The organism is Candidatus Pantoea formicae, from assembly GCF_011752625.1.
Taxonomy (GTDB): domain Bacteria; phylum Pseudomonadota; class Gammaproteobacteria; order Enterobacterales; family Enterobacteriaceae; genus Pantoea; species Pantoea formicae.
Map to the genome: position 1 here is coordinate 244,821 of NZ_VWXD01000005.1, position 22,462 is coordinate 267,282.

14 protein-coding genes are annotated in these 22,462 nt (G+C 53.3%); 6 read left to right on the top strand and 8 right to left on the bottom strand.

What is annotated here, in order from left to right:
- The first annotated feature begins 132 nt into the window (after positions 1 to 132).
- Together elaB and F3J38_RS16910 are read left to right on the top strand one after the other, a co-directional pair.
- Positions 133 to 441 carry a stress response protein ElaB gene (gene elaB, locus F3J38_RS16905; RefSeq protein ID WP_167140305.1) on the top strand — a complete coding sequence of 103 codons (309 nt, stop codon included), beginning with the start codon at positions 133 to 135 and terminating at the stop codon, positions 439 to 441.
- Between the two features lie 151 nt (positions 442 to 592).
- A complete protein-coding gene (locus F3J38_RS16910) occupies positions 593 to 1,786 on the top strand; it encodes a nicotinamide mononucleotide deamidase-related protein YfaY (RefSeq protein WP_167140307.1) in 1,194 nt (397 codons plus the stop codon).
- A 75-nt stretch (positions 1,787 to 1,861) separates the two neighbouring features.
- Here F3J38_RS16910 and yfaE read toward each other — a convergent pair whose 3' ends face one another.
- The 4 genes from yfaE to lsrK all read right to left on the bottom strand — a co-directional run bounded on the left by yfaE (position 1,862) and on the right by lsrK (position 7,643).
- The gene (yfaE, locus tag F3J38_RS16915) at positions 1,862 to 2,122 is read right to left on the bottom strand and encodes a class I ribonucleotide reductase maintenance protein YfaE (RefSeq protein WP_167140309.1); all 261 of its coding nucleotides are present in this window, start codon (positions 2,120 to 2,122) and stop codon (positions 1,862 to 1,864) included.
- Positions 2,123 to 2,124: 2 nt separating this feature from the next.
- A complete protein-coding gene (gene nrdB, locus F3J38_RS16920) occupies positions 2,125 to 3,255 on the bottom strand; it encodes a class Ia ribonucleoside-diphosphate reductase subunit beta (protein ID WP_034825039.1) in 1,131 nt (376 codons plus the stop codon).
- 66 nt (positions 3,256 to 3,321) lie between these two features.
- Positions 3,322 to 5,607 carry a class 1a ribonucleoside-diphosphate reductase subunit alpha gene (nrdA, locus tag F3J38_RS16925; protein WP_167140311.1) on the bottom strand — a complete coding sequence of 762 codons (2,286 nt, stop codon included), beginning with the start codon at positions 5,605 to 5,607 and terminating at the stop codon, positions 3,322 to 3,324.
- A gap of 464 nt (positions 5,608 to 6,071) precedes the next feature.
- On the bottom strand, positions 6,072 to 7,643 hold the full coding sequence (gene lsrK / locus F3J38_RS16930; protein WP_167140313.1) for an autoinducer-2 kinase: 1,572 nt from the start codon (positions 7,641 to 7,643) through the stop codon (positions 6,072 to 6,074).
- Positions 7,644 to 7,852: 209 nt separating this feature from the next.
- On the opposite strand from lsrK, the gene lsrG reads away from it, so the two are divergent.
- On the top strand, positions 7,853 to 8,146 hold the full coding sequence (lsrG, locus tag F3J38_RS16935; RefSeq protein WP_167140315.1) for a (4S)-4-hydroxy-5-phosphonooxypentane-2,3-dione isomerase: 294 nt from the start codon (positions 7,853 to 7,855) through the stop codon (positions 8,144 to 8,146).
- Between the two features lie 816 nt (positions 8,147 to 8,962).
- On the opposite strand, the gene ubiG is transcribed toward lsrG, so the two are convergent.
- Positions 8,963 to 9,688: a bifunctional 2-polyprenyl-6-hydroxyphenol methylase/3-demethylubiquinol 3-O-methyltransferase UbiG gene (gene ubiG / locus F3J38_RS16940; protein ID WP_167140317.1), complete on the bottom strand. Its 726-nt coding sequence runs from the start codon at positions 9,686 to 9,688 to the stop codon at positions 8,963 to 8,965.
- A gap of 177 nt (positions 9,689 to 9,865) precedes the next feature.
- Between ubiG and gyrA the strand changes: the two genes are divergently transcribed.
- On the top strand, positions 9,866 to 12,502 hold the full coding sequence (gyrA, locus tag F3J38_RS16945) for a DNA topoisomerase (ATP-hydrolyzing) subunit A (protein WP_167140319.1): 2,637 nt from the start codon (positions 9,866 to 9,868) through the stop codon (positions 12,500 to 12,502).
- 175 nt (positions 12,503 to 12,677) lie between these two features.
- Positions 12,678 to 15,530, top strand: a complete 2,853-nt coding sequence (gene rcsC / locus F3J38_RS16950; protein ID WP_167140321.1) for a two-component system sensor histidine kinase RcsC — start codon at positions 12,678 to 12,680, stop codon at positions 15,528 to 15,530.
- A 69-nt stretch (positions 15,531 to 15,599) separates the two neighbouring features.
- Here rcsC and rcsB read toward each other — a convergent pair whose 3' ends face one another.
- From rcsB to F3J38_RS16965, 3 genes are read right to left on the bottom strand one after another with little or no spacing between them, the layout of a single operon-like run.
- Positions 15,600 to 16,250: a response regulator transcription factor RcsB gene (rcsB, locus tag F3J38_RS16955; RefSeq protein WP_167140323.1), complete on the bottom strand. Its 651-nt coding sequence runs from the start codon at positions 16,248 to 16,250 to the stop codon at positions 15,600 to 15,602.
- Position 16,251: 1 nt separating this feature from the next.
- Positions 16,252 to 18,909 carry a phosphotransferase RcsD gene (gene rcsD, locus F3J38_RS16960; RefSeq protein WP_167140510.1) on the bottom strand — a complete coding sequence of 886 codons (2,658 nt, stop codon included), beginning with the start codon at positions 18,907 to 18,909 and terminating at the stop codon, positions 16,252 to 16,254.
- Positions 18,910 to 18,932: 23 nt separating this feature from the next.
- Entirely contained in the window at positions 18,933 to 20,087 is a 1,155-nt protein-coding gene (locus F3J38_RS16965) for an MFS transporter (RefSeq protein WP_167140325.1), read from the bottom strand.
- A 563-nt stretch (positions 20,088 to 20,650) separates the two neighbouring features.
- Here F3J38_RS16965 and F3J38_RS16970 point away from each other — a divergent pair.
- Positions 20,651 to 22,456 (top strand): Ig-like domain-containing protein, encoded by a 1,806-nt coding sequence (locus F3J38_RS16970; RefSeq protein WP_167140327.1) that lies wholly within the window; start codon positions 20,651 to 20,653, stop codon positions 22,454 to 22,456.
- The last annotated feature ends 6 nt before the right edge of the window (positions 22,457 to 22,462 follow it).

The following is a 22,462-nucleotide window of genomic DNA, read 5'->3' on the forward strand; positions in this document are numbered from 1 at the left end:
CACCAGGGTTCACATAACTTTGCATTGAATCGGGTAAAACCAGGTGCATTCCTGGCGGCTCTCTCCCGGCAAAGCTGGAATTAATGACTATAGTTAAACGACGATAAGTTACGACCATGGAGGAAGTACAACGTGTCATCTTCAGACCAATTTGAAACTCGCCTTGATGACGATCTCGTTTTGCTGACGGAAACGCTGGAAGAAGTGCTGAAATCGTCGGGCGATCCTGCCGATCAGAAGTACATCGAGCTGAAACTGAAAGCAGAACAGGCGCTGGAAGACGTTAAGAATCGTGTCAGTCAGGCCTCGGATAGCTATTACTACCGTGCGAAAAAAGCGGCCTATCGCGCCGATGACTATGTCCACGAAAAACCGTGGCAGGGTATCGGGATTGGCGCGGCGGCTGGCTTGTTCGTCGGCTTACTGCTGGCGCGACGTTAATCCAAAGGGCGCGACATCATCCGCGCCCGATTCCTCGCTTTTCTGCCTTTTTAACGCCCATTTGTTTCAAATCTTTGTTTCGCCACCTTTGCGATTGTGTTTCGCGTGGGCGCTTTCTACAGTAAAGCGACAGGGAAAAGGAGAACGCAACGTGATACGTGTTGAAATGCTCTCGACGGGCGATGAAGTGTTACATGGGCAGATAGTGGATACCAATGCGGCCTGGCTGGCGGATGTGCTGTTTCAGCACGGTTTGCCGATGACCAGCCGCAGTACCGTGGGCGATGCGATGTCCTCTTTAGTGGACGCGCTACAGAGCCGTAGCCAAATTGCTGATGTGCTGATCGTCAACGGCGGCCTCGGCCCAACCAGCGATGATCTCAGTGCACTCGCGGCAGCCACCGCTTGTGGCACAGAATTGGTGATCCAGCAGGAATGGCTGGAGAAAATGGAAGCCTGGTTTGCCAGCCGTGGACGCATCATGGCGCCAAGCAACCGCAAGCAGGCAGAAATCCCCTCTAACGCCGAACTGATTGATAATCCGGTGGGTACAGCGTGTGGTTTTGCGCTACAACTGAATCGCTGCTGGATATTCTTTACGCCGGGCGTGCCCTCCGAATTCAAGGTGATGGTCGAACAGGAGATCATTCCGCGTTTGAAAGCGCGCTTTGATTTACCAGAGCCACCGCTGTGCCTGCGCCTGACCACCTTTGGTCGTGGCGAGAGCGACATTGCCGCCGAACTGGAGCCACTGCCGCTGCCTGAAGGTGTGGTGATGGGCTATCGCTCGTCGATGCCGATCATCGAAATCAAACTCACCGGGCCGGCCAGTCAGCGTGTGGCCATGGAGCAGGCGTGGCAGCAGGTAAAACTGCTGTTGGCAGAATGCACTATTTTTCATGGCACCGAAGGGCTACCGCCTTTGATCACACGCGAATTACAGAATCGCGGATTCCGTCTGGCGTTAAGTGAACAATACACCGCAGGATTGCTGAACTGGCAGTTGGCATCAGCAGAGGTGCCGTTAAGTGCGGCGGAAATTCTGCCGCCACATGCTGAGACGTTGGAAGCTCAGGTTGAACGCACTCGGGCCTTGGCGGCACAGCAGGGTACAGTATTGGGGCTCTCTGTTGGGAATTTGGAAGAGGGCGAGGTGTCAATTGCGTTGCACACGCCAGAAGCCAGCTGGGGTCAACGTGTCAAATTCACGCACGGACGCCACAACGTCGAAACGCGACAAAAAGTGGTGGCAATGATGGCAATGAACATGCTGCGCCGTTGGTTACATGGCAGCGAAGTGAGCACCGGGCATGGCTGGATTGATGTGCTGGAGACGGTGAAATAGTAAAGTTGTGGGCAGGTGCGCATAAATGCGCAGCCTACGAAATCCACAGGGTCGCCATTGGTGGCGACCCGTCGGTTACAGCTCGATCTCAATCTCCCCTTTGGCGCGGCAGCAGCAGGGCAAAATCTCGCCCTGTTGAATAAACGCCAGCGGGGTTTCCGCGTAAGCCACTTCACCTTTCAGCAAACGCATCCGGCACGATCCGCAGTAGCCTTCACGACACTGAAACTCCACGCACACGTTGTGCGCTTCCAGCGCAGTCAGCAGATTGGGATGATCTTCTGCGCACTCCAGTCGGGAGCCGGAACTGCGCAGAATAACAACAGAACGGCTCATGCTTACAGCTGGAAGTCGTTAAAGTCGTCTTCGCCCACTTCGGCGTCGATCTGGCCAACCAGGTAAGAACTGACTTCCACTTCTTGCGGTGCAACCTGCACGTTGTCTGACACCAACCAGGAGTTAATCCATGGAATCGGGTTAGAGCGCGTCTGGAATGGCAGATCGAGACCTACAGCCTGCATGCGGATGTTGGTGATGTACTCAATGTACTGGCACAGAATGTCTTTGTTCAGACCGATCATTGAGCCACCGCTGAACAGGTAATCTGCCCACTCTTTCTCTTGTTCGGCGGCTTTCTTGAACAGGTCAAAACACTCATCACGACACTCAGCAGCGATCTCTTTCATCTCAGGATCGTCCTCACCGGTGCGCAGCAGGTTCAGCATGTGCTGAGTGCCGGTCAGGTGCAGAGCCTCATCGCGCGCAATCAGTTTGATGATTTTGGCGTTACCTTCCATCAGCTCGCGCTCAGCGAAGGCGAATGAACAGGCGAAGCTCACGTAGAAGCGAATCGCTTCCAGCGCATTCACGCTCATCAGGCAGATATACAGCTGCTTTTTCAGCGCGCGCAGATTCACGGTCACGGTTTTGCCCGCTACTTCGTGCGTGCCTTCACCCAGCAGATGCCAGTAGCTGGTCATCTCGATCAGATCGTCGTAATACTTCGAGATATCCTGCGCGCGCGCCAGAATCTGCTCGTTAGTCACGATGTCGTCGAACACCAATGAAGGATCGTTGACGATGTTACGGATGATATGGGTGTAAGAGCGCGAGTGGATGGTCTCAGAGAACGCCCAGGTTTCGATCCAGGTTTCGAGTTCTGGAATCGAAATCAGTGGCAGCAGGGCCACGTTGGGACTGCGACCCTGGATTGAATCCAGCAGCGTCTGATACTTCAGGTTGCTGATAAAGATGTGCTTTTCGTGATCGGGCAGCGCCTGATAATCGATACGATCGCGTGAGACGTCCACTTCCTCTGGACGCCAGAAGAAGGAGAGCTGCTTTTCGATCAGCTTTTCAAAGATGTCATATTTCTGCTGGTCGAAACGCGCAACGTTCACTGACTGGCCAAAGAACATCGGTTCTAACAGCTGGTCATTTTTGTTCTGCGAAAATGTGGTGTAAGCCATGACTAAGTCCAAAAAGTAAGAGGGGCCGACGTGTGTCGGCCCTGACATGAGAGGGCGTTTGCCGGATTAAATCTTACAAGCGCCGCTTTCGCAGCCATCATCCTGAATGGACGGGGCCAGATCGTCCTGCGCATCTTCCGCACCATCACGGGTGTTTTGGTAGTACAGGGTTTTCACGCCAAACTTATAAGCGGTCAGCAGATCTTTCAGCAGCTGTTTCATTGGCACTTTGCCATTGGCGAAACGGCTTGGATCGTAGTTGGTGTTCGACGAAATCGCCTGATCGATAAATTTCTGCATCACACCAACCAACTGCAAGTAACCGTCGTTAGAGGGCATTTCCCACAGCAGTTCGTACTGATCTTTCAGACGCTCATACTCTGGCACCACCTGACGCAGAATACCGTCTTTGGATGCTTTGATGCTGATGTGACCGCGCGGTGGCTCAATACCATTGGTGGCGTTTGAAATCTGCGAGGAGGTTTCAGACGGCATCAGGGCAGAGAGCGTGGAGTTACGCAGACCGTGCGTAACGATCGACTCACGCAGCGCTTCCCAATCCAGGTGCAGCGGCTCGTTGCAAACGGCGTCGAGATCCTTTTTATAGGTGTCGATTGGCAGAATGCCCTGAGAGTAGGTGGTCTCTTTGAACCACGTACAGGCACCTTGCTCTTTCGCCAGTTCGTTCGACGCTTTCAGCAGGTAGTACTGAATCGCTTCGAAAGTTTTGTGCGTCAGATTGTTGGCGCTGCCATCAGAGTAACGCACACCGTTCTTCGCCAAGTAGTAAGCATAGTTGATGACGCCAATACCCAGAGTACGACGGCCCATTGCGCCGCGTTTTGCCGCCGGGATGGGGTAATCCTGGTAATCCAGCAGTGCATCCAGTGCACGTACCGCGAGGGTCGCCAGCTCTTCCAGATCGTCGAGGCTGTCAATCGCACCGAGGTTAAAGGCAGACAGCGTACACAACGCGATTTCACCGCTTTCGTCATTCACATCGTTCAGCGGTTTGGTCGGCAGCGCGATTTCCAGGCACAGGTTAGACTGGCGGACGGGCGCGATAGCCGGATCAAACGGGCTGTGGGTGTTGCAGTGATCGACGTTCTGGATGTAGATACGGCCAGTAGAAGCACGTTCCTGCATCATCAGTGAGAACAGTTCAACTGCTTTCACGCGCTGTTTGCGGATGCTGTCGTCTTTCTCATATTTGGTGTACAGACGCTCAAACTCGTCCTGATCGGCGAAGAACGCATCGTACAGACCTGGCACATCAGACGGACTGAACAGGGTGATCTCTTCACCTTTCAACAGACGGGTATACATCAGTTTGTTGATCTGTACGCCGTAGTCCATGTGACGCACGCGGTTGCCCTCAACGCCACGGTTGTTTTTCAATACCAGCAGGCTTTCCACTTCCAGATGCCACATTGGGTAGAACAGGGTCGCTGCACCACCACGTACGCCGCCTTGTGAGCAAGACTTTACTGCGGTCTGGAAATGTTTATAGAACGGGATACAACCGGTATGGAAGGCCTCGCCGCCACGGATTGGGCTACCCAGCGCACGAATGCGACCGGCATTGATACCGATACCCGCACGCTGCGACACGTATTTCACGATGGCGCTAGAGGTGGCGTTGATTGAATCAAGGCTGTCACCACACTCGATCAGTACGCAAGAGCTGAACTGACGGGTTGGGGTACGTACGCCAGACATGATTGGCGTCGGCAGTGAGATCTTGAACGTAGACACGGCATCATAGAAGCGACGCACGTAATCCATACGTGTCTCGCGTGGATAACCAGAGAACAGGCACGCAGCGACCAGGATGTACAGGAACTGTGCGCTCTCGTAGATTTCACCGCTCACACGGTTCTGCGCCAGGTATTTGCCTTCCAGCTGCTTCACCGCGGCGTAAGAGAAGTTCATGTCGCGCCAGTGGTCGAGGAACGCGTCCATCTGTTCGAACTCTTCTACGCTGTAGTCTTCCAGCAGGTGACGGTCATACTTGCCCATCTCAACCATTTTCACTACCTGATCGTACAGCTTCGGCGGCTCAAACTGGCCGTAAGCCTTTTTACGCAGGTGGAAAATAGCCAGACGTGCAGCCAGGTACTGGTAATCCGGCGCATCACGGGAGATCAGGTCTGCAGCTGCTTTGATGATGGTCTCGTGGATATCAGAAGTACGAATTCCATCGTAGAACTGAATGTGGGAGCGCAGCTCAACCTGAGACACAGAGACGTTGTTCAGCCCTTCAGCTGCCCAATCCAGTACTCGGTGAATCTTATCGAGATCAATGCGTTCCTGACGGCCATCGCGTTTAGTAACGAGCAGACTTTGGTTCATGTCGCGTGTTTACCTGTCCATGAAAAGATAATTATCCCCCATCTATTCACAAGGTCTATGCACAAGCCGCTCGTTGTGAGTAAGCCTGTGGATAAACACTATATATAGGGGGTGCGGGAAGTTTGAACAACAATATGGTGAGTATTCTAGTCAGCATTCTGATCATCACAAGAGTTGATTTTCGCAAAAAAATCCGTCCTGGGGGGTGGCGAAATTCCTGGATCCCCATTCCATAAGGCTTGCCAATGGTGTCAACTGCCAACGACTTTTTTTTCACTTTTTGATCGAGCGCGTGTTTATTGTGCAAAGGTTCCCATCGCGGAAATTTCTGAAGTAAAAAAAGCCCTGACAAGGCCGCCACTAGCGAACTTATCTAAAATTGCTTATGAATTTTTTGTGACCAATCCAGCCTACAAAAAAGGGTGGTTCGCGTCTAAAAGGAAATTGATCTGGATAGCAGTGAGTTACAAACCTGGCGCTTTCCACATCGAGGTGGTTAACCCACTGTCCACCAAGGTGAGTTGGTCGGCATAGACTTTCTGCCAGTTGGCTTTTTGCTTCTGATAGAGTTGATGATGTTCTGCATTGGGATGAAATTCGCGTTCCCAGCGTACTAACTGCTGTCCCGTTTCCTGCAAACTGCGGTACACCCCAGCAGCAACACCTGCAGCGATAGCGCAGCCCAAGGCGGTGGCTTCTTTCACCTGCGGCACTTTCACCGTTAACCCCGTCACATCACTTAATATCTGGCTCCACAGTTTCCCTTTGGAGCCGCCACCCGCAAACACGAGTTGTGAGGTGTGGACACCGGAAAAGGCGGCCACCTGATCCAGATTGCAGGCCGAAACAATGGCGGCATTCTCTTCCAGCGCCCGAAATAACGTCTGTTTATTGCAGCGTTCAGGATCAATGGAAAGATTAATAAAGGAAGGCGCAGCGTGATACCACTTGTTAAAGTGCATCGCATCGGAGAACACCGGCATCACGCCCCACGAACCGGCGGGGACGCGTGCCGCCATCTCTTCTAGCAAGCTGTAGCAATCCACACCCAGGCGTTCTGCCAGCAGTTTCTCTTCGCCGCAAAACGCATCGCGGAACCAGCGCATGGTCAGGCCGGTAAAGAAACTGATCGCTTCCGCCTGTACCATACCGGGGATCACATGCGGGTTAACGCGAATGTTCATTTGAGGATCAACCTGCGGTTGTGGCAAGTTCACGACTTGTTGCCAAAAGGTGCCCCCCAACACAGCGGTTTCACCCGCATTCACGACGCCTAACCCCAGTGTGCCAAGCTGCACATCACCGCCGCCCATACCGACCACCGTGCCTTGCTCAAGGCCACACTGGCGAGCAGCTTCGGCCGTAATCTCTCCTAGCTTGCTGCCGGTTTCAGCCACCGGGGACAAGATATCCCCGCGCAATCCCGCCATCTCTAGCAGGTCAGGGCGCCATTGCCGCGTGTGTAAATCCAGCAGGCCGGTGGTGCCAGCGTTTGAAGGGTCCACGGCGAGTTCACCGCTGAGACATTTCGCCAGCCAGTCGCTGATCATGGTTAAGGTGGCGGCCTGACGATAAACATCAGGTCGATGATGCGCCAGCCACAGCAGACGCGGCATCGCGCCCAGTGCCAGCGTTTGTCCTGAACACTGATAGATTTCGCGCTCAAACTGGCCGTGGTGAATTTCCTTAAGTTCACTCACCTCGCGGCTGGCACGGGCATCCACATTGGCGCATGCCCAAATTGCCTCGCCCGCTTTGTTATAAAGCACAATACCTTCGCGCATTGAACAGCAGGCCACGCTCCGTATTGCCTTGGCAGGCAACTGTGACTGTTGCAGCACCTGGCGAATGCACTGACAGGCAAGTTGCCAGTTGTGTTCAAGATCAAACTCCATTGAGCCTGGCACATCGGGCAGGGCGAGGTGACGCCATTCAGCTTGCGCCACGGCGACCTGCTCACCCTGAAGATTGAAAATCACGGCGCGAATACTACCGGTGCCGGCGTCGAGCGCCATCAAATGCGGGGCGTGTGTCATCACGAAACTCCTGTTGAGAAGGAAAGAGTGCTCCACACCGACGGCCCAACGGGTGTTACTGCAAAGATAGTTGTGAGTGGGTGTTTTCACCTCCAGATGAAGGGCTTAGCCCACCGTTGAAAGTTTGAACTGTGATCGCTGCGAGAGTTTTATTCAACGAGCTTGGCCAGGATTGCCACTCTGCAAATCGTGATGAAAGGAACAAGCCGATGGAAGTAACGCTGGTAGAGATCAACGTGAAGCCCGACTGTATCGACGAGTTTTTGCGGGTGTTTAAGCTCAATCATTTAGGGGCATTACAGGAGCCTGGCAATCTGCGTTTTGACGTTTTGCAGGACAGTAGTGAAGCGACACGCTTCTATATTTATGAAGCTTACACGGATCAGGCCGCGGTGTTAGCACACAAGAAAACGCCGCATTATCTGGCCTGCGTCGATGCGCTAGAGGCGCTGATGAGCGAACCGAGAAAGAAAACCGCGTTTAAGGGGATTTTTCCCGAGTAATGCAATGGGCATAGCGTGATGCTTGTCTGTTAAGCAATCAGTGATAATGCAGTCTGATGCGGCTCTGGACTGATGGCACAAGTGATAACGCAGTCTGGTGCCGCTCTGGACTGATGGCACAGGTGATAACGCAGTCTGGTGCCGCTCTGGGGCTGGCGGTCCTCGCGCTGCTCACGCGGTACCTTCACTTCACTCGTCAGCCTGACGGACCGGTGCAGACGGGACTTTCCCTGTCCCGGCTGCACCTTTCGCCAGCATCCATGCTGGCTCTCCTGGCTTCCTCATTCCGTTCAGCGCTGCGAAATGCCCGCCCCAGAGCGGCACCAGCCTGCTTGCTAACATCTGTTTACGCTGCTGGAAAGGGCGCAATGACTCAGGCGATAGCGTTTTTAATGCTACAAAAGGCGAGATGGCTCGGGCGATAGCGTTTTTACTGCCACAAAGGGCACAGTGTTTGAGGCCGCAGCGCCTCTGATGCTGCAAGGGCTATTCGCAGCGCTGAGGCGGAGACGTTGTGCCAGGAGCCAGTCGCAGGGATGCGACAGGCAGTTCGGGTAGGCCAGGACGGCCGTACCCGAACGATCCGGCCGGCACGACGTTGCAGCCGAAGGCACCGCGCAGCGGCGCGAGGACGGCCCGGCAGCAGCAGAGGTGCTGTGGCCCGCACCAACATACTCAATCGCACATGTAAAAAGACTGCCATTTATTAAAACGGCAGCCTCACCTGAGCAGGAACTTAACTGACAAGCATTGTGCCATGCACAGCAACCGTTCAGCAGTTCGGCACAGCTTAATGAAGAGTGGGCAGCAGGAAGATCAATCCTGACGATGTGTATGCACCATGTAATTCACATCCACACCACGTCCCAGACGGAACTGATTGGTCAGCGGATTGTAGTGCAGGCCAATCATCCCCCTCTCGCGCAATGGCGTCTCATCAACCCAGTTCAGCAACTCTGAGGGGCGGATAAACTTTTTCACGTCATGCGTGCCGCGCGGCACCATGCGCATCACGTATTCGGCACCGAACACTGCGAGTAACCATGCCTTAGGATTGCGGTTAATCGTCGAGAAGAACACTTCGCCACCCGGCTTCACCAACTGCGCGCAAGCCAACACCACAGAACGTGGATCAGGAACGTGTTCCAGCATCTCCATGCAGGTCACGACGTCATAGGCACCCGCATGGCTAATCGCATGATCTTCCACGGTCTGCTGCACATAGTTCACGCTCACACCGCTCTCCAGCGCATGTAACCGTGCCACTTCCAGCGGCTCGGCACCCATGTCCAGCCCGGTCACGTTGGCACCTTCGCGTGCCATACTTTCTGCCAAAATCCCGCCGCCACAGCCGACATCCAGCACTTTCTTACCAAACAGGCCATTGCTGTGCTGGGCAATCCAGTCAAGACGCAGGGGATTGATGCGGTGTAACGGCTTAAATTCACCCTCTAAATCCCACCAGCGCGATGCCACTGCTTCAAACTTGGCAATCTCAGCGTGGTCGACGTTTTGGCGGCTTTCCTGCGGTTGTTCACTCATTGAATCACGACTCCTGACAAAATATTCCCTCAGTATAAACGCTTAACTCTTGCTAGCGCATCTCTCACCTGTAAGGAAAAGCGGCATTAAACCCTGCTTTACGTTCACCGAGGGCAACCACTGTGATATACTTTCGCACCATTAAAAACCGGCATTATGTAGAGGGATAGCGGCTCCATGAGCGACCTTGCGAGAGAAATTACACCGGTCAATATCGAAGAAGAGTTAAAAAACTCCTACCTCGATTACGCCATGTCGGTCATCGTTGGCCGAGCTTTACCCGATGTGCGTGATGGCTTGAAGCCGGTGCACCGCCGTGTGCTTTTTGCCATGAGCGAACTGGGTAACGACTGGAACAAACCTTATAAGAAATCGGCCCGTGTGGTCGGTGACGTGATCGGTAAATATCACCCACACGGTGATTCCGCGGTTTACGAAAGTATCGTTCGTATGGCCCAGCCGTTCTCCCTGCGCTACATGCTGGTAGATGGTCAGGGTAACTTCGGTTCCGTTGATGGCGACTCCGCCGCAGCGATGCGTTATACCGAAGTGCGCATGGCGAAGATCTCTTCCGAACTGCTGGCGGACCTCGAAAAAGAGACCGTCGATTTCGTGCCGAACTACGATGGCACCGAACAGATCCCTGAAGTTCTGCCGACCAAAATTCCAAACCTGCTGGTGAACGGCTCGTCCGGTATCGCCGTCGGTATGGCCACCAACATACCTCCGCACAACCTGACGGAAGTGATCAACGGCTGCCTCGCCTTTATCGAAGATGAAGACATCACCGTTGAAGGCCTGATGGAGCACATCACCGGTCCGGATTTCCCGACTGCGGCGTTCATCAACGGCCGTCGTGGTATCGAAGAGGCCTATCGCACCGGTCGCGGTAAGATTTATATCCGCGCACGCGGTGAGATTGAAACCGACGCCAAAACCGGCCGCGAAACCATCATCGTCAATGAAATCCCGTATCAGGTAAACAAAGCGCGCCTGATCGAGAAAATTGCCGAGCTGGTGAAAGAGAAGCGTGTTGAAGGCATCAGCGGCCTGCGTGATGAATCTGACAAAGACGGTATGCGTATCGTCATCGAGATCAAACGCGATGCGGTCGGTGAAGTGGTGCTTAACAACCTCTATTCGCTGACGCAGCTGCAAGTCTCCTTCGGCATCAACATGGTGGCACTCCATCAGGGCCAGCCGAAGATCATGACGCTGAAAGGCATCATTGAAGCTTTCGTGCGCCACCGCCGTGAAGTGGTGACGCGCCGTACTATCTTCGAACTGCGCAAAGCCCGCGACCGTGCACACATCCTTGAAGGCCTGGCGATTGCGCTGGCTAACATCGACCCGATCATCGAATTGATTCGTCGTGCGCCAACCCCAGCCGAAGCGAAAGCGGGCCTGTTGGCACAGCCATGGGATCTGGGCAACGTGGCCACCATGCTGGAACGTGCCGGTGATGATGCGGCGCGTCCTGAGTGGCTTGAAGCCCAGTTCGGTATCCGTGACGGTCAATACTACCTGACCGAACAGCAAGCTCAGGCGATTCTGGATCTGCGTCTGCAGAAACTGACCGGCCTGGAGCATGAAAAACTGCTCGATGAATACAAAGAGCTGTTGGACCAAATCGCTGAGCTGATCCACATCTTGCAGAGCGCAGAGCGCTTGATGGAAGTGATCCGTGAAGAGCTGGTAGCAATGCGCGATCAGTTTGGAGATGAGCGTCGTACTGAAATCACTGCTAACAGCGCTGACATCAACATCGAAGACCTGATTAATCAGGAAGATGTTGTGGTCACGCTGTCGCATCAGGGTTATGTCAAATATCAGCCGCTGACCGACTATGAAGCGCAGCGTCGTGGTGGCAAAGGCAAATCCGCAGCACGTATTAAAGAAGAAGACTTTATTGATCGTCTGCTGGTGGCTAACACCCATGACACCATTCTGTGCTTCTCTAGCCGTGGCCGTCTCTACTGGATGAAAGTTTACCAGTTGCCAGAAGCAAGCCGTGGCGCACGTGGTCGCCCAATTGTTAACCTGCTGCCACTTGAAGCCAACGAACGTATCACCGCTATTCTGCCAGTGCGTGAGTACACTGAAGGCTTTAACATCTTCATGGCCACCGCTGACGGTACCGTTAAGAAAACCGCTCTGCAGGAATTCAGCCGCCCACGTAGCGCCGGTATCATCGCCATCAACCTGCGTGAAGATGATGAATTGATCGGTGTTGCACTGACCAACGGTAGCGATGAAGCCATGCTCTTCTCTGCCGCCGGTAAAGTGGTGCGCTTCGCGGAGACCGCAGTACGTGCCATGGGCCGTTCAGCCTCGGGCGTGCGGGGTATCAAGCTGGCTGAGAACGACAAAGTGGTGTCCTTGATTGTGCCGCGTGAAGAGGGTGCCATCCTTACCGTGACGCAAAACGGCTACGGTAAACGTACTGCCAACAGCGAGTACCCAACCAAATCGCGTGCGACACAGGGTGTCATCTCCATTAAAGTCACCGAACGTAACGGGCCAGTGATTGGCGCGGTACAGGTGGTGGATGGCGATCAGATCATGATGATCACCGATGCGGGTACGCTGGTGCGTACGCGCGTGTCGGAAGTCAGCGTGGTAGGGCGTAACACCCAAGGTGTTATCCTGATCCGTACAGCAGAAGATGAAAATGTTGTGGGTCTGCAACGTGTCGCTGAACCGGTGGAAGAGGAAGAACTCGATGCCATCGACGGAAGCGTCGCGGAAGGCGAGGATGATATCGCGCCGGAAGTAGACAGCGACGATGCGCCGGAAGCGGATGACGAAGAGTAATCCACCACGGATAGACGCTAAATAGTGAAGCGGCAGGTCGGGTAACTGACCTGCCGTTTTTTTGTCTGAGATTTACTCCCAAAGTCGCGTCCTGACTGGCTTTTTAGGGCCGATAAAGCTAGTGTATGAGAACTTTTCACTATCCTGACCACCCCTTGCTGCCAGTGAGTCTCCTTTGAAATATCTCGTCTCCTTCCGTACCACGCTCCGCATATCGCGCTATCTGTTCCGTGCGCTGGCGCTGCTGCTTTGGACGCTGGGTGCCTTACTGACCACCTTCTTCATTATTAATGTGCTGCACGAGAAAGAGAACGCGGTTCGTCAGGAGTTTGAGACCAATTACGGTCAGGCGGAGTGGTATGTACGCCACTCCGCCGATGTCATGCGAGAGTTGAAGTACATCACCGAGAATCGCTTGAGTAACAGTGCCAACGGGTTGGATGTGCTCAACGGCTTACCCACCAGCAAAGGCACACTGCCGCAATTCACGCCGCTGTTTTCCGACGGGGATTGCACATCAATGAGCAATACTTGGCGCAACTCTCTTGATTCGCTGAGTTACTTCATCAATTACTGGAAGAGCAATTTCGCCTCGGCCTATGAACTGAACCGCGTGTTCTTTATTGGTGGTGAAAATCAGTGCCTGGCAGATTTCTCGATTGGCAGTAACAACTCGGTTGACCGTGAACGCAGTCTGAAAGCATTGCGTGAGCGTGTACTGCATTATCGCAGTGGCAACGAAGATGAGCGTCGTAATCCGATGTACTGGATTACCGCCAGCAGCCAGCCTGGCGTCGGGAATTTCTATATGGTGATGCCAGTCTACGTGGCGAATAAATTGCAGGCGTTGCTGGGTGTTGAACAAAATATTCGTCTGGATGAGTTTATTCAACCGGGCGGTTTGCCGCTGGTGGCGACCATTACAGATGAAAACTACCGTCCTCTGCTCAGCTCCATCCGTGGTGGACCTGGCTATTCACTCGATGATTTACCCGATGACAGCTCCTGGTTTGGTTATCTGGATGGTTATCGTCAACTGGTACTAAAAAAACCGCTGCCGCCATCCAATCTAAACGTAGTCTGGTCGCTGCCGACTAATGTGCTGATGGATCAGCTGAAGCTGATGCTGATTAATGCGCTGTTGCTGAATATCCTCAGTGCGCTGGTGCTGTTCACGCTGGCATGGGTTTTTGAACGCCGCATGTTCCTGCCCGCAGAAGACAATGCACACCGCCTGGAAGAGCATGAACAGTTCAACCGCAAAATTGTTGCCTCAGCCCCTGTCGGCATCTGTATTCTGCGCACCAGCGATGGCACCAATATTTTGAGTAACGAACTGGCACATAACTACCTGACGTTATTGACGCAGGAAGATCGCCAGCGTTTGAATGAGATTATCGGTGGTCAGCAGGTCAACTTTGTGGATGTGCTGACAGGCACTAACACTAACCTGCAAATCAGCTTCGTGCATTCGCGTTATCGTAATGAAAATGTGGCGATTTGCGTGTTGGTCGATGTCTCAGCGCGTGTGCGCATGGAGCAGTCGCTGCAGGAAATGGCGCATGCCGCAGAACAGGCTAGCCAGTCGAAGTCGATGTTCCTTGCCACCGTTAGCCATGAGCTGCGTACACCGCTGTACGGCATTATTGGTAACCTCGATCTGTTGCAAACCAAAGCGTTGCCGAAAGGTGTCGATTCTCTGGTCACCGCGATGAACAACTCGTCGAGCCTGCTGCTGAAAATTATCAGCGATATTCTCGACTTCTCGAAAATTGAGTCTGAGCAACTCAAGATCGAGCCACGCCCGTTTTCACCTCGCGAGGTGGTCAACCATATTGCCAGCAACTACCTGTCACTGGTGGTGCGTAAGCGCCTCACGCTCTATGTCTTTATCGAAAACGATGTGCCGCTGACGCTGGACGGCGACCCGATGCGCCTACAGCAGGTGATATCTAACCTGCTGAATAACGCCATCAAATTCACTCATACTGGCTGCATCATTCTGCATGCTTATGTGAAAGAGGGCTATCTGGCCTTCCGCGTGCGCGATACCGGTGTGGGTATTCCGGCCAAAGAGGTGACACGCCTCTTCGATCCGTTCTTCCAGGTCGGTTCAGGCGTACAGCGCAATTTCCAGGGAACCGGCCTGGGATTGGCGATCTGTGAAAAGCTGATCAACATGATGGACGGTGATATTGAGGTCGATTCTGAGCCGGGTATGGGCAGCCAGTTTGTGGTGCGTATTCCAATCTACTCAGGCCAGCAGCCTGCGCCGCCCCTGCTGGATGGTTTACAGGAAAAAGCTATCTGGCTGGATCTGCGCAATGATTATCTCGCCAGTTTCCTGCAGCGGTTGCTGCAACAGCAGGGAATTCAGGTGGCCTATTACCACGGCCAGGCATCCAGTGATGATGTAATCATCAGCGATCACGATGACCTCTCCGAGCAGACGGTGTTGGCGCGTATTCGTCTGTGTGGGGAACACATTGACATGCCGCAGGAGACGGCGCCTAACCAATGGATTCACAGTACCGCGACCTTACACGACCTCCCTTTGCTGTTGGGACGTATTTACCGTATCAATATCAATAGCGAAACCACCACAACCCTGCAGCTGCCAGTCCCACAGGAAGCCGCGAACTACGACGATATTATGGTCCTGATTGTCGATGACCATCCTATTAACCGAATGTTGTTGTCAGAGCAGTTGGGCACCTTGGGCTATCAAACGAAAACGGCGCAGGATGGCGTGGATGCGCTCAATGTGCTGAGCCGCAACCATATCGATATCGTATTGAGTGACGTCAACATGCCGAACATGGATGGCTATCGTCTGACTCAGCGCCTGCGTCAGTTAGGACATGCCTTCCCGGTGATCGGGGTTACAGCGAATGCGCTGGCAGAAGAGAAACAGCGTTGTATGGATGCGGGGATGGATAACTGTCTGTCTAAACCGGTCACGCTGGATGTGCTGAAAACCACACTGGCGGTATACGCTGAGCGGGTCAGGAAGAGCAGGGAAGGGTAACTGCGCGAGTGACTGGGATATTTTCTTGCAGGTAAAACAATCAGGCGCACCGAAGTGCGCCTGATGTGATTACTCTTTATCGACCTGGGTGGCGCTAACAGAAGAGAGGTAATTCAGCAGCGCTATATCGTTATCTACGCCCAGTTTCATCATGGCAGACTTCTTCTGGCTACTGATGGTCTTAATACTGCGGTTGAGCTTTTTGGCAATCTCGGTCACGAGAAAACCTTCAGAGAACAGACGCAGTACTTCACTCTCTTTCGGTGACAGACGCTTATCACCGTAACCGCCAGCACTGATTTTCTCCAGCAGTTTTGCCACGCTTTCCGGCGTGTATTTCTTGCCTTTCTGCAGAGCAGCCAGCGCTTTTGGCAGGTCCGTAGGTGCGCCTTGTTTCAGCACGATCCCTTCGATATCAAGATCCAGCACGGCACTTAGGATCGCTGGGTTATTGTTCATGGTCAGAACGATAATTGAGAGATCCGGATAGTGGCGCTTAATATATTTGATCAGGGTGATACCATCACCGTACTTCTCGCCGGGCATGGAGAGATCGGTGATCAGAACATTAGCGTCCAGTTTGGACAGGCTGTTAATCAGTGCTGTTGAGTCTTCAAACTCACCTACAACGTTGACCCATTCGATCTGTTCCAGAGACTTACGGATACCGAACAGAACGATCGGATGGTCATCGGCAATAATTACATTCAAGTTATTCATCTTATTGGTTACCTTGCTGCAGCAGTTGGTTGACATAGTCGTCAATTTCACTGGTGGTATTTTTAATGGTTAAATCGTCACATGCTTTTATGTGTTGTTCTAACGCTTCACATAGCAGTTTACCTGGTACCAGATTTAACATGGCAAACACGCCTTTCAGGCGATGTGCTGTCTGAGCAAGCGAGGGATAATCCTTTTCCGCGGCTTCAGTATACAGTCTCTTCACATCAGGCGGTACTGTCTCGGTAAACAGCTGGAAATAGCCGCCGCTTAATAGCGGGGTGGCAGCTTCATCTTCGCTACTCTCCTCTATCAAATCATGCGCCAGTTGTTTCTCAATCAGCGCGAGCAAGGCATCCAGCAGCGCATTGCTCAGGTTGAAATTGACCCGAATTTGTTGCTCGTTTAACGCGTGGTGCCCCATCTCATCATCGGCAAGCAATAATGCCCAACCGTTCAGACGAGCGGGATCATCCGTGATAAAGACATCATGATCTTGTCCCGACAGGCGTTCATCAGACGTCAGGCACTTCGCACCCCAATTTTCGAGGTGGCGACAAACAATTTTATGCACGTCTTCAACGGCAATATCGACAAGGGCGGTGACGCCCTCAAGTAACTTCTCTTCCTGCTCACTCTGCTGCTCAAGTGCCAGCGGCAGTTGAATGTTGTAGCGCGAACCGATGTCGGGTTTGGCAATGATCTCAAGCTGTCCCCCCATCTGTTTGCACAGCTGTTTGCACAGGAAAAATGCCATGCCGGAGGCCTGACCATATCGATCCTGCGTGGTTTCGCCCAGATAAGGGAAATCCACGTTCGCCAGTTCGTCCACGCTCAGGCCGGAACCCGTATCCACCAGCTGGAGTAGCACAGTATTGGGTTTGTTCTCACTGGCTTTAATCTCGAGCGAGATCTTACCCCACTGCGTGGTGGTCAACGCGTAATGCATCAGAGTCGTCAGCACTTTACGCAATGCACGGCGATCGCCAAAACGCATCTCGTCATTGGCAAGGTGGTTGTTCAGCACAAACGACAACCCTTTACGGCGCATCAGCGGCAGGCTTTCCAGCGCGATTTCGTCCAGCAATTCTTGCAGGTTGAATACGCTGCTATCCGGAGACCAGTCGTGCGCTTCCAGCCGGTTCAGCAGCACAATGTCATCCACCAAACGCGCCAGACTTTGGCTCTCATCAAGCAGATCTAATACGGTTTCATCATCATCGCGTTGGCTGAGCTGGACCAACTGCGCCACCATGCTCTCTAGCGGGCGATTCAGCGCATGTCCCAGGTTTTGCATCAGCTGCTGGCGCATTTGGTGGTTACGATCCAGTACCTGTTGCGCCTTTTGCAGCTTTTTATTTACCAGTAATTCGCGGTCCTGATCTCGCATCATAAACAGCTGAGTGTGTGGTGATAGCACGCTGCGCGCGTGACGAATCTCATACACTTCGTTATTGATGGTCGCCTGCAACACGCCCTGATGTTGATCGGACATATTGATGATTTTTTGCAGATTCAGGTGCGGCAACAGGTGTTCAGCGATTTTGTTGCTCAGTAGCGTGCGATTGGTAGCAAAGTCATAAACCAGTAAGCCGACCGGCAAACTCGCCACAATCTCTTCATTTAACATTCGCAGCGAATCAAGCTCTGCACTCTGGTTCTCATTCGGACGCAGCGACTGTTGGCGTAACAAGGTGATACCGGCAATCGACAGCAGTAACAGCACCAAGTTGATCAACAGGGGCCACATCAGGTTGTGCAGTGTGTCCAGCGCCAGGCTGGTCAGCGGTACGCGATAAACTAGCTGCAGCGACGTACTTGGCAGTGAGGCAGCAATCTCAAGATTTGGATTTGCCAGCGTGACGTGAGTGTTCTCACTGGTGGTATCATCACTGCTGCTATTAGTGGTTTGGGTGGCATCCTGAATTAACTGGAAGTTTTCCAGCGGCATACTGCGTGGGATTAAATCGTTGATAGGCAGATCAAACGCCACCACGGTGGCCAAGTGGCCTGGCTGATTAAAGGTGGTACGCAGGGTAAAGTAGTGATCGTTCTGCCAGGCGAAGTGACGTAGCGGAGAGAAACTCTCACGTTCATCGAGCGCATTGGCCTGCTGCAACATTTCCGCGCGACGGCTATCGACCAGCGTATTGATCGCGTTTTCTTTATAACGCGTTGCCATGTCTTTCAGCGGTAGGGTTGAGATCATGATCAGGCTATTATCCTGACCATTAAGGAAATACATGGACCAGGTCGGGTTCTCCGCGCCCCACAACGTATCCAGGTAGCTGGACATTCGCATTGTCATGTCGAGCGTGCTGCTGTCATGCGAACCAAAAATCAGCGCTTCTGTTTTGCGGCGGGTTTTTTCCAGATAGTAGACATCTGGGCGTAAACGCGTTTCCTGCAAATTGCTATTAGGGGTTGAACCAGCGGCTGTGGTGGCGAGATTCTCATAGATTTGCCAAGTGGCGAAGCGTGAAGCATCAATACGTTTCTGCACGGCACGTGCCAGATCGGTCATCGCGTAGCGTTTATCGGTGATCCACGCGTTAACGCTGTTATGCACCATGGCACCCAGCGCAAGGAATAGCACCAGGTTGAACACCACAAAAAAGCGGGTGACGTTACCGGAGGTCAAAGGAAATTTGTAAGGCAGCATAGCGTCTCAGGATCCTGCGATTAGCGCGCAACCAGGCGAGCACTGGCGGCAACGGCCAGCAGCAGCAGGGCGATAACTAAAAATGCGCCATTCAGACTGAGCCACTGGGAAATAAATCCGATTAAAGCCGGACCTGAAAGAATACCTGCATAGCCTAATGTTGTCATGGCCGAAATCGCCCGATTTGATGGCATATCGCGTTGATTCCCCGCCGCATTGAACAACATCGGCACCGTGTTTGCCAGGCCGAAACCCACCAGCAAGAAAGCGCATAACGCCGCCTGTGGCCACGGCAACATCACTGCCAGCGTCATCCCGGCGGTAGCGGCCAACGCGCCCGTTAACATCACCGGATAACGACCAAAGCGCTGAATGACTTTATCTCCGGTCAGGCGGCCAATGGTCATGGCGATGGAGAAGATGGCATAACCAAGGCCAGCATGTACCACGCTCATCTCTGGATTCTGCAACAGCAGCAGGGCGCTCCAGTCGAGCACCGCGCCTTCTGCCAGGAACAGGATAAAGCACAGCAGACCCAGGAAAGCCACCCAACCGCGCGGGATGACCAGCCACGGCTGGTCGGGTTGGTGCAAACGTTCTGTCATCAAGGTTGGCAGGCTGATCACCAGTAAGATGATGATCAGTGCCATCACCACCGCCACGGCCTGAAGCGGGGTTAATCCACTGCCGAGCAGCAGGCTAACCGCACCGGCACCGATAATCCCGCCCAGACTAAAAAAGCCATGGAAACCTGACATCATCGGTTTACGTGCCGCTTTCTCCACTTCGACTGCCTGCACATTCATGGCAACATCCAGCATGCCCAGCCCTGCGCCGAAAACCATCAACGCGACCGCCATCAGCCACATCACATTGAGCGTGGCGAGCAGCGGAAGTATTGCCAGTACCACCAGCGTGGAGCACAGCATGACACGCCGGCCGCCAAAACGTGCAATCAGCGCACCCGTCACCGGCATAGCAGCCAACGAACCGATGCCGAGGCATAACAGCAAACCGCCCAAAGAAGCACCGCTCAGCGCCAGACGCTGGCTGGCAAAAGGCACCAATGGCGCCCATGCCGACATGGCGAGTCCGGCAATCAGGAAAACGATACGCGTCCCCAGATTGACACGCTGATGTAAGTTGCTGTGCTGTGCGGCGTCCAGTGCTGTCATAAAAGTTATTTTTTCATTAGCTGTTAAAGCGACGAAGTTTAGCATCAAAGCTGGCATCGCACCGCTGCCGGGAACCGATCGGTTCGCCTGTGATGATCGCCAGAAACAGGCATATTACCGATATTTTATCTGGCGTTGCGCTTTTCCAGAACTTTCCTGGCTGCTGCCAATCATTTCTGGAGTGACTTAACTAAAATTTCCACTTCTGATAGTTGCAGTATACTGATGATACAAGCCGCTTCGCAGGCGGCCTCCACACTGATTTTCTGGCGCGCTCGCAAAGTTACGGTTTCCAGATTTTCGCCAGTAGGCAACGACCAGATAAAACCGATATGTTAAGCACCATCCCGGCTAATTAAGCGGATTAAAGCGAGATCGTTTTTATTTCTCCCTCAGGGGAGACTTTTTGTTGTGCCTTAATTCACTCCTTGTTACCTGCGGGTAACCCGTTTTCATCAGGCGAAACGGGCCACTTTTATGTGGCCTACAAGGCGTGCCGGTACGCTTAAATCATTAGTGGATTTAATGACTGGTGCGAAAGTTTTCCTGCAATGAGGTTACCCATGTCTTCATCTCAAAATGAGTTACAACTGACTGCGATTCTTCAGTCAGCCGCGACACTCTATCCGGTCGCTGACGAATCAGTCGCTGTGCAAACGCTCAGCGTCGATACCACACCACCCGCAGCATTGCGTCCTTATGAGCCCGTCGCGCAGGATGGTGTCATAGCGGCCTGGGAGGCGAACAACAACATTCATCTGCGTGGTCGAGCAGAATCAGAGCCTGGCGCAACCGTCACCTTAGCCTTCAACGATCAGAGCTGGACCAGTACGGTGAATCAATGGGGATACTGGAACGCTTCCATGCCGCCATCGGTATTAAGTGGGCTGGCCGACGGCAACTATAGCCTGACGCTGACCATCACCGATAAAGCGGGTAACAGCACCGATACCCAGGTCGATTTTGGCGTTTATGTCGATAAAAGTATCAAACCCACGTTGACGCTGAACCCAGTAAGCGGAGATAACGCGGTGAGTGTCTCCGAAGGAGTTTACGATCTGGTAATCCGCGGTACGTCAACGCATATGCCGACTGGCAGCCATGTCACGCTGACATTAGGTGACAAAACGTATCTTGGTGATGTCAATGCGAACGGTAACTGGCGTGCCTCTATCAGTGCGGATGATTTACACGATTTCCAGGATGGCGTGTACACACTGAAGGTCACCGCAACCGATCCAAATGGCAAAACCACCTCCACGCAGCACGATCTCACCTTAATCACACACGCCAGTAGCTTGCCGGAGATCAGCTTCGACAGCGTCACCGATGACAACGTGATCAACAAAGAGGAAAGCCAAAGCGATCTGACGTTGAGCGGCAGCTTATCGGTGTTGGCTCCGGGACAGCAAGTGAGCGTTTGCAGCGGCGATGCCGTCTATCAGGCACAGGTAGGGAGTGATGGTCATTGGCAGGTCACTATCCCCGCTGCCGAGGTCGCCAGTTTCATCGCACCAGGCGAAGTGCGTGTCTATGCCAGCGATGCCGCGAATAACAGTACGGATGCCCTGCTGGAACTCCATGTGGTCACCCAGTTGCCCGATATCTATTACGAGATCGATATCGGTGGCGATACCACACTGAATTTTGCCGAAGCGCAGCACGATCTGAGCTTCTATACCGAAAATATTAATCAACTCACCATTAACGGCAAAACCTACACGCCTGTCGATGGCATGGTGACGCTCAGCGCTGCCGATTTGCAGGCGCTGCCAGACGGGGCAGTCTCTGCTATTGCCGCGCAAGCCGATCAATATGGCAATCACGATACGCAAACCATCGACACGCTGTTCACTGTTGCAACCCATCAGTTGCCGACCCTGACGCTCAATCAACCTTTCGATGACGGTGTGATTGATGCCGCAGACGTGAATACATGGCACCTGATTCAGGGCACCAGTACGCATCTTGATCAGGGAAGTGTCGTGACCGTCAGCTTGGGTGACCAAAGCTACAGCGCCACGGTGAAAGCGGATGGCAGTTGGTCATTCACTGTTCTGGCGGGCCAGTTGGCGACGCTGGATGACGGCAGTTATCAGATGAAAGCCAGTGCGCAGGATAAAGCCGGGAATGTGGCCAGTGCGAGTCAGCCTGTGTCGGTGGAAAGCCACGACAGCAACGCCAGCTTGAGCAGTGAGCAGGTGGATGCCTTGTTGGTCAATCTCAGTGAGAGTGACGCCAGCCACAGTAGCCAGCCAAGTGATGCGGCGGTCAGTCGGACATTGGATACCCACTACAGTGCCAGCGATAGTGGATACACCCTCGCCGATCATCTGCAACAGCAGCACACCGCACAAACCATGGTGTAAGGCATA